Origin of the sequence: Ochrobactrum sp. BTU1 (assembly GCA_018798825.1) — a bacterium.
Classification (GTDB): Bacteria; Pseudomonadota; Alphaproteobacteria; order Rhizobiales; family Rhizobiaceae; genus Brucella.
This window is the reverse complement of record CP076355.1, coordinates 706388-722911: the sequence shown is the minus strand read 5'-3', so window position 1 is coordinate 722911 and position 16524 is coordinate 706388. Positions and strand designations below refer to the sequence as shown.

Sequence of the window (16524 nt, the reverse complement as noted above, 5' to 3'; positions counted from 1 at the left end):
CTAAGACTTCAACAGGGGTAACGCATGACTGGGTACCGAAACGATTTTAACCTCTCCCGCCGCAGCTTCATGACAGGCGCCGCAGGTCTTGGCCTTCTAGCCGCTACTGGCATGAGCGGTTTGATCACCTCGGCAGCAGCCGCTGCAGCCGATGGCGCGCCAAAGAAGGGCGGAGTGCTCAAGCTTGGTATTGGCGGCGGCTCCACCACCGATAATTTCGATCCGCGCCTTCTGAAGGATTGGGTTCCGGTCAATCAGGCCTACATGCTGATGAACGGTCTCGTCGAAATCGACGCCAACAACAAGGCTGTGCCTGAGTTGTTTGAAAGCTGGGAACCATCTGCCGACGCCAAGGAATGGACCTTCAAGGTTCGTCAGGGCGTAACCTTCCATAACGGCAAGACGCTTGACGCCGACGACGTCGTCTATTCGATCAATCTGCACCGCGGCGAAACCACATCCGGTGCGCGTTCGCTCGCATCTGAATTCACTGATGTAGTCAAGGTTGACGCTGGCACGGTCAAGATCACGCTGAATAGCGGCAATGCTGATCTGCCTTACATCCTGTCCGATTATCACTTCCTCGTCGTTCCTAAAGACTGGACCGATTTCAACAAGCCGGTTGGCACCGGACCTTTCGTTTTCGAGCGTTTCCAGCCGGGCGTGCGTTCGCGTTTCACGCGCAATGAGAGCTACTGGAAGCCAAATTCGGCTTGGGTCGATGCGGTTGAAGTCATCGTAATCAATGACGTGTCTGCCCGTACCAACGCCATGATGTCCGGTCAGGTTCACGCCATCAACCAGCTCGACTTCAAGACGGTTGATCTGTTGAAGCGCAATCCGAACCTCAACATCGTTCAATCGTCTGGCGGCCAGCATTTCTCTTTCCTGATGGATTGCACGCAGGCGCCGTTTACCGACAACAACGTCCGCCTCGCCGTCAAGCACGCCATTGACCGCGAACAGCTACTCAAGACCGCTTTGCGCGGCTATGGGCGTCTGGGCAATGACAACCCGATCCCAAGCACCGATCCGTTCTTCGATGCAGCACTGCCGCAACGCGCTTATGACCCGGAGAAGGCCAAGTTCTATCTGAAGCAGGCGGGCATGGATTCGCTGAAAATTCAGCTGTCCGCCTCAGATGCCGCCTTCACGGGCGCTGTCGATGCAGCAGCGATCTTCCGCACCGCCGCCGTCAAGTCGGGCATCGAGATTGATATCAAGCGTGAACCAGCAGACGGATATTGGGACAATGTCTGGATGAAAGCGGCGTTCTGCATGTCTTATCGCGGTGGTCGCCCGACTGCCGATCAGGCTCTGTCGATCGCTTATGCATCCAACGCTTCACAAAACGATACGCATTGGAAGAGCGCTGATTTCGACGCCAAGCTGCTCGAGGCCCGTGCAATGCTCGATCAGGCCAAGCGCAAGGAAATCTACGCTGAATTGCAGGCCATGATCAGCAATGATGGCGGCGCGCTTATCCCAATGTTTGGCGACTATCTCGACGCCACCTCCAAGAAGCTCAAGGGCGTGACCACGCATCCGATGTTCAATCTGATGGGTGCTCGCCTTGCCGAAAAAGTCTGGCTGGAAGCATAAATGTTCGTTCTAATTCTCAAGCGTGTGGGGCTCGGGCTCCTCACGCTGTTCCTCGTATCGGCGTTGATTTTCGCCGGCACGCAGATCTTGCCGGGTGACGTGGCGTCAGCCATTCTCGGCCAGAATGCCACGCCGGAAGCGCTTGCGACGCTGCGCGAAAGCCTTGGTCTCAATCAACCGGTCCTCGCACGCTATTTTGCGTGGCTTGCTGGTTTTGTGACTGGTGATCTCGGTACTTCGCTTGCCAACCAGCAGCCGGTGGCCGATCTTTTGTGGCCGCGTTTCTGGAATACGATGGCACTTGCAGCCTTTGCAGCGGTCATCAGCGTTCCTATTGCAATTCTCCTTGGCCTTATCACTGCGGTAAAGCGCGGCGGCATTTTTGATCGTGTTATCAATATCGTAGCGCTGGCTTTTGTCTCTCTGCCTGAGTATTTCCTGGGCCTGTTATTGATATTGTTTTTGTCGATCCGCTTTAATCTATTGCCGAGCCTTGCCGACACCTATGATGGCATGACCTTCCTCGAATGGGTGCAGGCCACTGCTCTGCCCGCACTAACGTTGGTTCTCGTGACCGTCGCGCAGATGATGCGTATGACACGTACCGCCGTTTTGTCGGTTATGGATCAAGCCTATGTCGAAACCGCATATCTCAAGGGTCTGCGCACCAAGCGCGTCGTGACCAAGCACGCTTTGCCAAATGCGGCGGCGCCTATCGTCAATGTGGTGGCGTTCAACATCGCTTACCTCATCACCGGTGTGGTGCTTGTCGAAGCCGTGTTCAACTATAACGGCCTTGGCCGCTTCATGGTTGATGCTGTTTCCAAGCGTGACCTTCCGCTCGTGCAGGCTGCGGCTCTCGTCTTCGGTGCTGCCTATGTCATTCTCAATATCATCGCCGATGTCGCTGCCATCGCGCTCAATCCGCGCCTGAGGCACCCACGATGAATAAGATGAAAAAATCAATTCCGTTGACGGCGTGGGTTGGTCTCACCATCGTCACACTGTGCCTTTTGATGTTCCTGTTTGGCCCGTTGATCGCGCCTTATGGTCAGGAAGAAATCGTCGGCGCACCGTTTGATCCGCCATCGGCACAGTTCTGGTTCGGTCTTGATCAGAATGGCCGCGACATGCTCTCTCGCCTGCTTTTTGGTGCGCAGATGTCAATCGGCGTCTCGCTCGCAGCATCGCTCCTGTCGTTCAGCGTCGGCGTGCCGCTCGGCTTCCTCGCCGCCATTTTCGGCGGCTGGGTCGATACGGTACTGTCGCGCATTGTCGATACCGTCATGTGCATTCCCGTGCTCATTTCGGCACTCGTCATTCTTCAGGCGCTCGGCTCGTCGCTGCCGGTTCTGATTATCACCATCGCATTGCTCGATTCCACCCGCGTGTTCCGTCTAGCGCGTATTGTGGCGCAGGGCGTGAATGTGCTGGAATATGCCGAAACGGCCCGTCTTCGCGGCGAAGGCCTCGGCTGGCTGATCTCGCGTGAAATTCTGCCGAATACGCTGCCACCGCTGATTGCGGAATTTGGTCTGCGTTTCTGCTTCACCTTCCTCTTCGTTGCAGGCCTGTCGTTTCTTGGCCTTGGCATCCAGCCGCCATTTGCGGATTGGGGCGGCATGGTGAAGGACAACCAGCAGGCTATTCTCTACGGCCTTTATGCACCGCTTTTCCCGGCGGCTGCAATCGCCATCCTCACCGTTGGAGTCAACCTCGTTGTTGACTGGCTTCTGGCCGGGCGCACGACTACGCAGGGAGCTGATCGATGAGCAAGGATATCGTTCTTTCAATCTCCGACCTCGTCGTCAAAGCCCCCAATGACGCAACGCTTGTTGATCATGTCGATGTGACGCTGAAGCGTGGTGAAGTGCTTGGTCTTATCGGCGAGTCTGGCGCTGGTAAATCCACCATTGGGCTTGCAGCCATGGGCTATGGTCGCGGCGGTTGTAGAATCGCTGAAGGCACAATTGTCGTTGACGATATTTCGCTGATGGACGGCACCCGCGAAACCCGTGAAAAGGCCCGTGGCGCACGTATCGCCTATGTGGCGCAGAGTGCGGCAGCGTCGTTTAACCCTGCACACCGCATTGGCGATCAGATCATGGAAGGCCCGCTCTATCACGGCCTCATGACCAAAGCCGAAGCAAAAGCATGGATGCTGGAACTGCTGCATACATTGCAGCTTCCCGATGCCGACACCTTTGGCGATCGCTATCCGCATCAGGTTTCCGGTGGTCAGTTGCAGCGAGCTATGGTTGCCATGGCCATGTCCTGCCGCCCGGATATTCTGGTGCTGGACGAGCCGACCACCGCACTTGACGTGACAACGCAGATCGAAGTGCTCGCACTCCTGCGCAGCCTGATCCAGCGTTACAACACTGCCGCCCTTTACATCACGCATGACCTTGCAGTCGTGGCGCAGATCGCCGACCGCATCATGGTTCTGCGTCATGGCAAGATGGTTGAACTTGGCTCTTCGGAGCAAATTCTCGAAGCGCCAAAGCAGGAATATACCCAGCGTCTGGTGTCTGAGCGTGAAGCCAGCATTTCGGGTGAACAGGCCGAACACAAGACTGGCGAAATCCTGCTCGAAGTGAAAAACGCGACTGCTTATTACGGCAAGAAACTCGTTCTGACCGATGTGGGCTGCTACATCCGTCGTGGAGAAACGCTTGCGGTAGTGGGTGAATCCGGTTCCGGCAAATCAACGCTTGCGCGTGTGATTGCAGGTCTGCCACCGCATTCTAGCGGCATCATCACCCTTGCCGGACAGCGGCTCGAAGCGAACTACAAAAAGCGTTCGCGCGAAGAATTGCGTCGTATTCAGCTCGTTTACCAGCTCCCTGACGTGGCATTGAACCCACGCCAGACCGTTGGTGAAATCATCGGTCGCCCGATGAAGTTCTATTTCGGCATGAATGAAGATCAGCGCGAGGTCGAGGTCAAGCGCCTGCTTGAACTCATCGGCCTACCTGTCGACTTTGCAGACCGCCTGCCGGGTGCCCTTTCGGGCGGACAGAAACAGCGCGTTTGTATCGCACGCGCGCTTGCAGCAAAGCCTGATCTTATCATCTGCGATGAAGTCACTTCAGCGCTTGACCCGCTCGTCGCTGAAGAAATTCTCAGGCTCCTGCGTAAACTGCAGGATGAATTGCAAGTGTCATATCTCTTCATTACCCACGACCTTGGCGTCGTACGCCGGCTCGCCGACCGCACCATGGTGATGCAGAAGGGCAAGGTGGTCGAAACCGGCACCACGAAGGCAATCTTCGAGCCGCCTTATGAGCCCTATACGGAGCAGCTCATCACATCCGTTCCGGAGCTGCGCCGCAACTGGCTGGACGACATCCTGAAGGCACGTGCCGCCAGTTAAACTACCGATGCGGCGCTAATGCCGCACCGGCTTTTCCTTGTTCAAATTGGAACCGATCATGACCGTAAACGTCACCGAGCATCTGTGGATCACTCTCAAGGATGGCACCCGTCTTGGTGCGCGCCTGTGGCTGCCTGAAGGCGCCGAGGAAAATCCCGTGCCTGCCGTGCTCGAATATATTCCCTACCGCAAGCGCGACGGCACGCGTGGCCGCGATGAACCAATGCATGGCTACTTCGCGCAGAATGGCTATGCCGCGATCCGCGTTGACATGCGCGGCACGGGTGAATCTGATGGCCACATGGCCGACGAATATATCCAGCAGGAACAGGACGATGCGCTCGAAGTCATTGCCTGGATTGCGGCGCAGCCTTGGTGCAGCGGCAATGTCGGCATGATGGGCAAGAGCTGGGGTGGCTTCAACGGCCTTCAGGTTGCAGCCTGCCGTCCGCCAGCATTGAAGGCGATCATCACCGCCTATTCAACTGACGACCGTTTCCGCGACGACATCCACTACATGGGCGGCCTGTTGCTCAACGATAATCTGTGGTGGGGCACGATCATGCTAGCTTATCAGTCGCGTCCGCTAGATCCGGCGATTGTGGGCGCTGGCTGGCGCGATGCATGGATTGAACGTCTGGAACGCCTGCCGTTCTTCCCTGCCCTCTGGCTCGAACACCAGCATTACGATGAATATTGGAAGCATGGCTCGGTCTGCGAAGATTGGTCTGCAATCCAGTGCCCGGTTCTCACAATCGGCGCATGGGCCGACAGCTACACCAATGCTGTTCCGCGCCTGCTCGAAAACCTTCAGGTCCCTGCCCGCGGCATTATCGGTCCTTGGGGCCATGTCTATCCGCAGGACGGCCTGCCGGGTCCCGCAATCGGTTTCCTGCAGGAAGCGGTGCGCTGGTGGGACCAGTGGCTTAAGGGCATAGAGACCGGCGTTATGGACGAGCCGAAACTGCGCGCCTATCTCTGCGATACAATCGAACCAACCGGCTCACGCGATTTCACCAATGGCCGCTGGGTCGGCGAACAGAACTGGCCATCGACCGAAATCACGCCGAAGCCTTTCGCGCTGGGTGCTGACCGCACGCTGGGCAAAGCTGATGCAGCCAAGGGCATATTGTCGATCTCCTCGCCAAACAGCCACGGCAAGGCCGGTGGCGAATGGATGGCGACGGGTTGCCCTGGCGAACACCCAACGGATCAGCGTCTTGACGATGGCGGCTCGCTCAACTTCGATACCGCTGTTCTCGCCGAAGACCTCGAAATTCTCGGCGCGCCAGTTGCACGCCTGACATTTACCGTCGATCAGCCGGTTGCACAAATTTCGCTACGTCTCAGTGATATTCTGCCGGATGGCCGTATCACCCGCGTCAGCTATCAGGTCTTCAACCTCAACCACATCAACGGACATGACAAGCCAGAAATGCTGGTGCCGGGCAAAACCTATGAAATCGCGATCAAGCTCAACGATAGCGGTTACAGCTTCAAGAAGGGTCATCGCATCCGTCTTTCGGTTGCAACCGGCTACTGGCCGATGGTCTGGCCATCGCCTAAGAGCGTGACACTGACGCTCGACACCGCTTCATCGGTTCTCGATCTGCCTGTGCGTCAGCCATCTGCCGACGATGCTAATGTTTCCTTCCAGAAGCCTGCGCATGGTCCGGCAACACCGATGACCCAGCTTGATCCGGGCAGCGTGCGCCGCTGGACCGAACAGGATCACGTCACTGGCGAAACGCTCTATGTGACGGAAGGCATTGGCGGCTTGTTCGGCGAAGGCATCTTGCGCTTTGACGATCTCGGTACGCAATTGAGTCATAGCCTCAAGCGTGAACTGCGCATCAATGACAATGATCCGCTATCGGCGTCTTATGTGCTGACACAGGCCTATCAAATGGGCCGCGAAGGCTGGATGATCGACATTGAAAGCACCACCAAGATGCATTCCGATGCCGAAAACTTCTATATTTCCGGCGTTCTGACGGCCAAGGAAAATGGCGAGGCGGTCAAGACCCGCGAATGGAACCAGACCATCGCGCGCGATCATCTCTAGTCCATAATGCTCGACAAAAAATACCCCCGCGTCTAACGCGGGGGTATTTTTATGTCTAAATTTCAGTCGTTAAGCAAAACGGCGGAGTATAAATCCCGCAGTTTTCTCCTGATGCAATCAGTGCGAAGCTTGATTGCGGACCTTGGCAACCTCAGCAGCAGATACGGCATCAGCCTTGTTGCCCCAAGCCGAGCGAACAAAAGTTGCTAGCTGAGCAACTTCATCATCCGTCAGACGATCGGCATAGCCCTGCATTACCAGACGCATAGGACGCTTCTCGGTCGAAGGCACTTCTGCACCATGCAGAATGATCGAGACCAACGGCTTCACTTCCGAACCCGTGACCAGATCATTAGCTGCTAGTTCCGGGAAGATGCCAGGAGCACCCTTGCCTGTCACAAAGTGACATGCAGCGCAGTTGTCGAGGTAAAGACGTGCGCCGACTGGCATGTTCGGAGATGCTTCAGTCAGCAACTTTGCAGTCTCTTCACCCGCGGCATCTGCCGGAGCGGCTGGAAGTGCCGTCGGTGCCTTGACTGCAAAATTCTCAGGAACTTCGACAGCTGCGCCATCGATACCCTTTAGGAAAGCAGCAATCGCCAGAGTATCAGCATCAGTCAGGTGCTGGAACGATTGCTCGACTGCCAGACCCATTTCGCCGTTTGCGGTCGAATGGGAATTACGACCGGTTGCGAGATAGGAAGCCATTTCCTCAACGGACCACTTCTGAGGTGCCGACTGTGGGCCACGCAACGAAGGTGCATTCCAGCCGTCGACGACACCACCCGTAAGGAAGGTCTTGTCGCCAACCTGAACGCCGTCCTGCGCCATCAAAGCATTGCGCGGGCTGTGGCAGGCAGCACAGTGGGCTGCACCTTCAACCAGATACTGGCCACGTTCCTGAACTTCGTTCTTACCGGCGGGCGTGAAGCCAGCCTTGTTGTTGAGAGCGAGCCAGTTCCATGCGCGGATACCGAAGCGCATGTTGAACGGAAAACCGAGTTCGGTCTGCTGCACTTCGTTCTTCACCGGCTCTACTTCATGCATGAAGTAGTCGTAAAGCGCGCGGACATCTTCCTCGTTCAGCTTACGATAGTTTTCGTAAGGCATGGCGGGATAAAGATGCACGCCATCGGCACGAATGCCATCATAGAGCGCTGCGCGGAACTGATCGAGTGTCCAGTTGCCGATGCCAGTTTCCTTGTCCGGAGTGATGTTTGTCGTCCAGATCGTGCCCATTGGGCTCGCAATCGCACGGCCACCGGCAAACGACTTGCCGCCTTCTGCCGTATGGCAAGCCATACAGTCGGAAGCATACATCACATATTCGCCCTGCCCCTTTGCAGGCTTCCAATCAGCAGCAAGCTCTTGTGTTGACTTGGTCAGTTGCACCGGAACAAACAGGAATGCGAGAAACGCGATAATTCCAAAGACGACCAGAACGCCGATAATGCGAAGAAGAGTTTTCATCACTATTCTCCTCAAACCAACGGACGTGGATTGGAAAGATACTGCGTACGGATCGCATGAGCAGTCCAGTAAGCCAGACCACCAAGCAGGCCAGTCGGGTTATACTGCGTGTTCTGCACGAAGTTACCCGCACCCAACATGAAGACGTTATGCTTGTCCCACGCTTGCGAGAAGCGGTTGACCACACCTTCACGCGGATTAGCCGACATGGTGTGCCCGCCCGTCGTATGCGTCGTCTGATAAGGACGAACGTCAAACTGTGCTCCTTCCTTTTTGAAGGATGACTGCATCAGGTCCGGGTTCATCGTCTTGGCCAATTCTTCCGCCTTGCCCTTCATGAACTGGGTCATCCGGATATCGTTCGGATTCCAGTTGAAGGTCATACGCATCAGTGGACGGCCGTGCGGGTCTTTATAGGTCGGATCAAGATCCAGATGGTTGGTCTTGTAGGCCATAACGGAACCGTGAGTCCCGATGTTCATCGAATGACCATACCACTCAGCAATTGCGCTCTTCCAGCCTGCACCCCAACCAGGCGTGCCCGAAGGAAGCGTCATGCTTCGGATCGGTTGGCCGTTGGTCTGTCCCGAACGCCAATAAGCACCACCGATGAAGCCTTCACGACCAAAGTCGATCTGGTTTACACCGAAGTCATCGATGCACATGCCGTTCGCCCCTGTACCAATGAACGGGTTGAACTCTTCGTTCTTGAAGAAGAGTGTCACGCCGCCTGTCAGCTGGTAAGCGTAGTTACGGCCAGTCACACCCTCGCCCGTTGCAGGATCGTAAGGCTTGCCGATGCCCGAAAGCAGTGCCAAATGCACGTTGTTGAGTTGGAACGAAGCCATGATGACGATGTCGGCTGGCTGGAAGACTTCTTCCTGCGTCTTGTCGTCAAAATAGGTAACGCCAGTTGCAGTCTTGCCGTCCGGTGCCATTTCGATACGCAGAACTTCAGATTCCGTACGGTATGAGAAGTTCGGCATACGCTTGAGCGCATCCAGAATGGTTGTCTGGGGCGATGACTTCGAATACTGGTAGCAGCCGAAACGCTCACAGAAGCCGCAATGGTTGCACGGCCCCATCTGCATGCCATATTCGTTCACATAGGCAGTCGATGCGATGCCGCCCGGCGACGGGAACGGGTGATAACCCATGGCCTTTGCTGCGTCGGCGAATTTGCGGCCATCCCAGGTCGTGTGCATTGGAGGCATCGGATATTCGTTCGAGCGCCATCCTTCAAAAGGATTGCCGCCCTCAACGAGCTGGCCCTTCAGATTACCTGCCTTGCCGGAAATACCAGCAACACGTTCGAAACGGTCGAAGAACGGTTCCATTTCGTCATAGGTCACAGGATAGTCGCCAAGAAGCATGTCTTCCGGGATGATCTGCTCACCCCAGTTTTCTAGAACATGCGAACGAAGACGCAGTTCTTCTGCCTGTGGGCGCCAGTTCAGGCCGTTCCAGTGCGTGCCGGCACCGCCGACACCGTTGCCCGGAAGGAACGAACCGAAACTGCGGTAAGGCAGGGCGGTTTCACCCTCATTGCGGCGAACTGTAACTGTCTGCTGGCTTGCGCGTTGCATCATCTTGAGGCGCACGCCGTATTTCAGCTCATCGATCATGTTCGGATATTTGAAATCCGGAACGGTGTTCTGGTCGTGACCGCGCTCAAGAGCGACGATTTCAAGACCTTCCTGCGCCAACTCCATAGCTAGAATCGCGCCTGTCCAGCCGAGGCCAACAATGACCACGTCTTTTTTCTTTTCCTGACGTGCCATTTTTAAGCCCTCTCGCCCTTGATCGAAACCGGGCCTAATGGGTAGCGAACATTGTAACGCTCAACCCATTCCTTGTAGCTGCCGCGAGCACCGGGAAAACCGATATAGCTCCACGACTGCATACCGTGATTGCCGCCATACATCGGGTCGGCAAAATAGCCTTCCTTGGTGTTCTGCAAAAGAATTCCGAAGAACTCGCGCAGTTCTGGCTGCAAACCAACTTCACCCTTCTGAAGGGAAGTCAGCGCTGCGTCCTGCTGCTCGGCATTGAGTGCCGAGAAGGCAGCGCCATATTTCTGCTCGCACCAACCGTTGAATGCTGGGATAGCCTGACGATAGATCTGAGCAGGATTGAGCGGGGTCTGCCAACCGCGTGTCGGGTCCGCAGACGCGTCATGAGGGCCGACCATATACCAGTCGTCTGCACGACCGTAGTCGCCAGCGAGCTGAAGGTCGATGAATACAGGAACACGGGTTTCGATAGCGCCTGGGCCATCACCGTCAGAGGGGATCAACCTTGCCGTAGCGGCGAGGATGAAAGTCCATTCAAGATCATTAAAATATTGGCGTTCGTATTGTTCGAGAGCAACAGGGGGCGTCGACTGTTGCGCCTGAGCTGACACAGCCAGTCCTGAAAGCATCACGCTTGCTGCGGAGGCTTTCAAAAAGGTGCGCCGGCTCGGATAGCCGGGGAGGTCGGTCATTTGTCGTTTCCTGCCGATTAGGTGGGTAAGACTGTTAAATTTGTTTCGGGGGATTCCATATATATCATGGCATTATGAAACAAAGTGCCTCGTTATACAAACATTTGCCACAATTCAAATTTCGAGAATCCGGTTTGTTTATAGGGGTCGAGACCGACACTGCTATAAATGGCAGTTTAGCACCTTAGAGAAATTATAAATTAAATAATGAATTCAAAGGGATGATTTATCTAAAATCACGGTAAAACTTGTTAAATAATTTCATATTTTCTCATGTGCACAAAACCGTGATCAGGCTCGAAATCCCCTCTTCCGAGCCATAACTAAGTCACGATTCTCTTGGCATTCGCGGCAAACTTGCCAGCAGTTTTCGCGTATAGGCATGTTGCGGATTGGCAAGAATTTCGGGCGTATTACCCTGTTCAACGATCGTGCCCTTTTCAAGCACGATCAGTCTTTCACAAAGCAAAGCCACGAGTGCGATATCGTGCGAAACAACCACGAACGTCGTGCGTTCAGACAAAGTCCGCATGAGATCGATGATACGCGCACGCGTGGTAAGATCGAGCGCGCTCACTACTTCATCGGCAATAATAAGGTCAGGATTGGCGACAATCGCACGCGCAATCGCGATACGCTGACGCTGACCGCCGGAAAACTCATGCGGATAACGTGTTGCTGCATCTTCTGGAAGATCGACAGCAGCCAGTGCTTGGGCGACAGCCTGCGCTATGTCCGTCTCGATTTTTAGCGAGCGCAGCGGTTCAGCTATGATGTTGAACACGCGCTGGCGCGGATCGAGTGAAGAATAAGGATCCTGGAAAACCGCCTGCACGGAACGGCGAAAGCCCCGCATGAAGTTGCGGTCTTTGATGTTGAGCATCTGGCCGCGAAAATTCACATTGCCTGACGTTGCAACCTGCAACCCCAAAAGCAGTTTGAGCATGGTTGTCTTGCCGGAGCCAGATTCACCCACAATGCCAAGATTGCTGCCGCTTTCAAGCATGAGATCGATGCCATGCAGCACGGTTTTGCCACCACTATAAGCGAAGGAAACGTCGGAAAGATCGATGAGGCTCATCGCGCCACCTCCAATGCAGCGTCGAAGGCACGCGCGGCAGCAACTAGTCCCTTGGTATAGTCCTCAACGGGATTGGCAAACAGCGTAGTTACTGGTCCCTGCTCAATCAAATTGCCGCGTCTGAGCACGAGCGCTCGCTCGGCAATGCTCGAGACGACCGGCAGATCATGGCTGATGAACAAAAGCCCCATGCCTTCATCGCGAACGAGTTGCTCAAGAAGTTTAAGGATTTCTGCCTGCGTCGTCACATCGAGCGCAGTTGTCGGCTCGTCAGCGATCAGCAGTTTTGGCCGGCAGGCAAGCGCCATGGCAATCGCAGCACGCTGGCGCTGGCCGCCCGAAATCTCATGAGGCCATGAGCGGGCAATGCGGGTTGGTTCCGGCAAGGAAACGCGATCCAGAAGCCCAATAACCTCGCGTTCGAGTTCCGCTTTGCCAAGCTTGCGGCCATCGCGCAACGCGCGGCGCTGCACCACTTCCGCTATCTGTTTGCCGATGCGCATCAGCGGATCGAGCGCGGTCATCGGTTCCTGAAAGACGGCGGCGACGCTTCGTCCACGCAGCGGAACAAGCGTACGATCACGCGCCCCGATAATCTGGTGGCCTTCAAGCGTGATAGAGCCGCTTGCTTTCATGCCTTCCGCAAGCAGTCCCATGACGGCCAATGCGGTCAATGATTTGCCGGAGCCGGATTCACCGATCAGGCCGACACGCTCGCCCTGCGCAACCGAAAAAGACACGCCAGAAACCAGAACGCGGCCAGCAGTTTCGATCTCAAGATTTTCAACGTTCAGCAATGGGCTCATTGTTGCCTCCTCCGCGTTGGATCGGCCACATCGCGCAAACCATCTGCAAAAAGATTAAGCCCGATGACGAGCGAAACGAGCGCCAGACCCGGTGCGATTGCACCGAAGGGAGCTGTATAAACCGAAGCCTGCGCTTCCTGCAGCAATCGTCCCCAGGACGCGTTTGGTGGTGGCGCGCCAAGCCCAAGATAAGACAATGAAGCTTCGGCAATCACGGCGAGCCCGAACTGCAGCGCGAAATTGACAATCAGTGTCGGCCAGATGTTCGGCAGCACATGGATACGAACGACACCAAGCCACGAAGTGCCCGAAATGCGCGACGCTGTGACATAATCCATCGCCAGAACGCGTTTGGCGAGAATGCGGGTCAAGCGCGCGACGATGGCTGATGCAGCAATGCCGATTGCGAGAATAGCGGTCGAAAGGCTTGCGCCATCGCTTGAAGCGACGATCAGCATGGCAAGCAACAACGTCGGAAAAGCAATCAGAATATCGAGCGTTGCAGCCAGCATATCGTCGAGTGTCTGCGTCGCAAAAGCAGCCAGAACGCCGATGGTGACGCCGATCACAGCGCTGATAGCGACGGCTCCGAGCCCGACAAAAAGCGCGATGCGTGAGCCGACCATGATCTGTGTCATCAAATCGCGACCCAACCGGTCTGTGCCGGCCCAGTGTTCCCATGATGGCGCTGCCAGCCGTCCACCAACCATGTCACCGACCCCATAAGGCGTCCAGAACAGGCTAAGCAGTGCAACAACGACATGAATGCCAACAAGAATACCGCCGACTACGAGCGGCCAAGGCAATCGGAAACGTTGCGAAGATGGGGTGACGCTGCTCATGCGCGGCCTCCCGCCGACCGGCTGCGCAATCGCGGATCGATCAAACGTTGCACCAGATCGGCAGCGAAGCCGACCAGAAGAACCAGCAAAGTAGAGACAAACAGAACGCCTTGCACATTTGGATAATCACGCTGCTCGATACCCAAAAGTAGCATGGAGCCGAGGCCGGGGAGCGAGAAAACGCGCTCTACCACCACAGCGCCGAGAAGCGTTGAAGCGAGTTCGATACCGAGGATCGAAATCACAGGAACCGCGCCATTGCGGATGCCATGACGGATCAGCGCTTGCGAGAACGTGGAGCCCAGCGCGCGCGCAGTGCGCAGATAATCGCTGCCCAATACATCCTGTGTTGCAGAACGAACATAGCGGATAAGCGATGCCGACATGACGATGGCAATAGTGATGACCGGCAATGTCAGTGACTGAAATGCAGCAGGTGCTGATTGCCATCCACGCGATGGAAAACCACCCGATGGAAACATGCGCAATTTCACCGCGAACACCCAGACGAGAAGAATGCCGATCCAGAAAACTGGCACGGCGATGCCCAATTGTGAGATCACTGAAATGATCGAGCCATACCAGCTTTTCTGACGCACGACCGACAGGATGCCGAGTGGCACGGCAATGATGATCGCCAGCACGAAAGCCATCAGTGTCAGTGGCAGCGTCACGATCAGGCGTTTGCCGATTTCAGTCAAAACCGGCGCGCCGCTGACAAAGGAATTGCCGAGGTCAAAGCGCACAAGTGAGCCGATGAACTGTGTGAATTGCTGATAGAGCGGGAGGTCGGAGCCGACCTGTTTACGCGCAGCTTCAATCTGCGCGGCGTCAGCACCAACCGAAACCAATGCATTTGCTGGATCACCCGGCAAAAGGCGCAGCAGCAAGAACAGAACGATAGCTGCAACGAATACCGACAGGATCAGAATGGCCGAACGGCGCAAAATATAGGCAAGAATGGCGAATACCTCTCGGGCATGAGGGGCAGCTTTTTACCCTCTTGAATATGCGATAACGCCGCCTGAAAATAATTCAGGCGGCGCTTCGTGTCGAGTATCAGTTCTCGATTATGGACAGCTGATTAGTTGTCTGTTTTCTCAATATCATAGGCGAAGAACTGTGAGTTCAGACCATTGACCGGATAGCCGCTGACTGACTTTTTTGAGACCACTATCTGCGGATAGAGGTAGAACCAGTTGCTGGCTGCATCTTCTGCAATGATCTTGTTGGCTTCGGTCAGCTTGGCCGTCTGTTCATCGGTGGTGGAGCTTGCTTCGGCTTCCTTGATAAGATCAATAACCTTCGGGTTGTTATATCCCCAATAGAAATCCGGATTGCCGTAGAATACGATATCGCGGTGGTTCACATGCTCCTGCAAGGTCGCCTGGAAATCATGCGCCTTATAGACCTTCGTGTACCACTCATTGGCCGTGATGATGTTGATGTTAACCTTCACGCCGATTTTGGCCAGTTCGCTCTGGATGAACTGCGCTGCAATCGGGTGCGGGTCATAGTTCGGCGTATCGATGGTGAAGCTGAAGCCATTCGGATAGCCCGCTTCCTTCAAAAGCTCCTTGGCGCTTTCAGGATTATAGGCATCGTCCCCGGTCAGATCGACATACCAGGGATCTGTTGGTGGAACGAACGAGCCGATCAATGTGCCATAGTCGCCCCAAACGGCGTTCAGCAGCTTCTTGTCGTCGATGGCACGCGCCAGCGCCTTACGAACCTTTACATTGTCGAAAGGTGCGACGCGGTCGTTATAAGCAAGAAGCAGCTTGGTCGTGGACTTGCCTTCACTGACGGTAAAGTCAGGATTGTCTTTGAACTGAGCCAGGGAATCCGGGCTTTGAACCGAGGTGACGATGTCAACCGAGCCAGTCAGAAGCGCATTGTTGAGTGCGCTTGCATCGGTGAAATACTGGAAGACAACCTCTTCGTTTTTCGGCTTGGTGCCCCAGTAACCGTCAAAGCGTTTGATGGCGAGCGATGAACCGCGGCGCCAGTCTTCCAGCGCGTAAGGTCCAGTACCATCTTCCTTCGATTGGAAATCGGTCGCATCGTCATTCACAACCCAGACATAGCTGAGATTGTATGGCAGCGAGATCGAGCGGGACGAAAGCTTGACGACGACAGTTTCATCATCTGGCGTTTCGATGCCTGTAATGGTCTTGAGGCTGCTTTTGCGCGAGCTTTTGGATTCAGGCGCTGCAACACGCTCGATGGAGAACTTGACGTCCTTCGAGGTCAGCGGTGCACCCGAATGGAACTTGACGCCGGGCTGAAGCTTGAACGTGTAAGTCAAACCATCGTCGCTGACCGTGTAGTCCTTGGAAAGAACCGGCTCAACTGTGCCATTGTCGTCCAGGCGGAACAGCGCTTCATAAACGTTGCCGTTAAAGGCTTCATTGATGCCCTGACCTGCGCCGGCAGTGTTATCGAGGTTCTGCGGCTCGTAGAGCGATCCGATATTAATGGTGGCATCGGGGTTGCTTTGCTGCGCATGAGCCTGAGCGAACGAGCCGAATGCGAGCGCAACGCTTAGCGCTGTCGTAAGACCCCAGTTGCTAAAATTCATTTTGCGATTACGAATGGTCAAACCGCTCATTTTATTCTCCTGCTTCGAGGTCGCCACAAGGCCCTCAGTTGATACAGGTTATACAGCGACCGTCAGAGCATCGATAAGCGGTGCAGCTGTGCTATCCGGGGATTCTTTAGAAGTTTATTCTATAATAAACAAAACTGGTAGATGATTTATCCTTCACCATAGGCTGATACTATCAACAGCCAAAAT

General features: G+C 55.2%; 13 protein-coding genes. 5 read left to right on the top strand and 8 right to left on the bottom strand.

The genetic code is table 11. The features are described 5' to 3' along the window. Positions 1-24: 24 nt before the first annotated feature. The 5 genes from KMS41_14670 to KMS41_14650 are packed head-to-tail and all read left to right on the top strand — an operon-like array spanning position 25 to position 7043. Positions 25-1602 (top strand): ABC transporter substrate-binding protein, encoded by a 1578-nt coding sequence (locus KMS41_14670; GenBank protein ID QWK80144.1) that lies wholly within the window; start codon positions 25-27, stop codon positions 1600-1602. Further along, positions 1603-2550, top strand: a complete 948-nt coding sequence (locus KMS41_14665) for an ABC transporter permease (protein ID QWK80143.1) — start codon at positions 1603-1605, stop codon at positions 2548-2550. Further along, on the top strand, positions 2547-3374 hold the full coding sequence (locus KMS41_14660; GenBank protein QWK80142.1) for an ABC transporter permease: 828 nt from the start codon (positions 2547-2549) through the stop codon (positions 3372-3374). Before KMS41_14665 ends, KMS41_14660 begins: the two co-directional genes overlap by 4 nt. Beyond that, positions 3371-4978, top strand: a complete 1608-nt coding sequence (locus KMS41_14655; protein QWK80141.1) for an ABC transporter ATP-binding protein — start codon at positions 3371-3373, stop codon at positions 4976-4978. The genes KMS41_14660 and KMS41_14655 overlap by 4 nt, the downstream gene beginning before the upstream one ends. A gap of 58 nt (positions 4979-5036) precedes the next feature. Further along, complete coding sequence (locus KMS41_14650; protein QWK80140.1) at positions 5037-7043, top strand: CocE/NonD family hydrolase; 2007 nt, start codon at positions 5037-5039, stop codon at positions 7041-7043. A gap of 117 nt (positions 7044-7160) precedes the next feature. Here the strand turns inward: KMS41_14650 and KMS41_14645 are convergent, their stop codons facing one another. The 8 genes from KMS41_14645 to KMS41_14610 form a co-directional block, all read right to left on the bottom strand. Further along, positions 7161-8513, bottom strand: coding sequence for a cytochrome c (locus tag KMS41_14645; protein ID QWK80139.1), 1353 nt, complete (start codon positions 8511-8513; stop codon positions 7161-7163). A gap of 11 nt (positions 8514-8524) precedes the next feature. Beyond that, positions 8525-10294, bottom strand: coding sequence for a GMC family oxidoreductase (locus tag KMS41_14640; protein QWK80138.1), 1770 nt, complete (start codon positions 10292-10294; stop codon positions 8525-8527). 2 nt (positions 10295-10296) lie between these two features. Further along, positions 10297-10998 carry a gluconate 2-dehydrogenase subunit 3 family protein gene (locus KMS41_14635; protein QWK80137.1) on the bottom strand — a complete coding sequence of 234 codons (702 nt, stop codon included), beginning with the start codon at positions 10996-10998 and terminating at the stop codon, positions 10297-10299. Positions 10999-11326: 328 nt separating this feature from the next. After that, positions 11327-12079 carry an ABC transporter ATP-binding protein gene (locus KMS41_14630; GenBank protein ID QWK80136.1) on the bottom strand — a complete coding sequence of 251 codons (753 nt, stop codon included), beginning with the start codon at positions 12077-12079 and terminating at the stop codon, positions 11327-11329. Next, complete coding sequence (locus KMS41_14625; protein QWK80135.1) at positions 12076-12885, bottom strand: ABC transporter ATP-binding protein; 810 nt, start codon at positions 12883-12885, stop codon at positions 12076-12078. Before KMS41_14625 ends, KMS41_14630 begins: the two co-directional genes overlap by 4 nt. Next, positions 12882-13727, bottom strand: coding sequence for an ABC transporter permease (locus tag KMS41_14620; protein QWK80134.1), 846 nt, complete (start codon positions 13725-13727; stop codon positions 12882-12884). Before KMS41_14620 ends, KMS41_14625 begins: the two co-directional genes overlap by 4 nt. Continuing rightward, entirely contained in the window at positions 13724-14656 is a 933-nt protein-coding gene (locus KMS41_14615; protein ID QWK80262.1) for an ABC transporter permease, read from the bottom strand. The genes KMS41_14620 and KMS41_14615 overlap by 4 nt, the downstream gene beginning before the upstream one ends. A gap of 155 nt (positions 14657-14811) precedes the next feature. Next, the gene (locus KMS41_14610; GenBank protein ID QWK80133.1) at positions 14812-16338 is read right to left on the bottom strand and encodes an ABC transporter substrate-binding protein; all 1527 of its coding nucleotides are present in this window, start codon (positions 16336-16338) and stop codon (positions 14812-14814) included. Positions 16339-16524 lie beyond the last annotated feature (186 nt).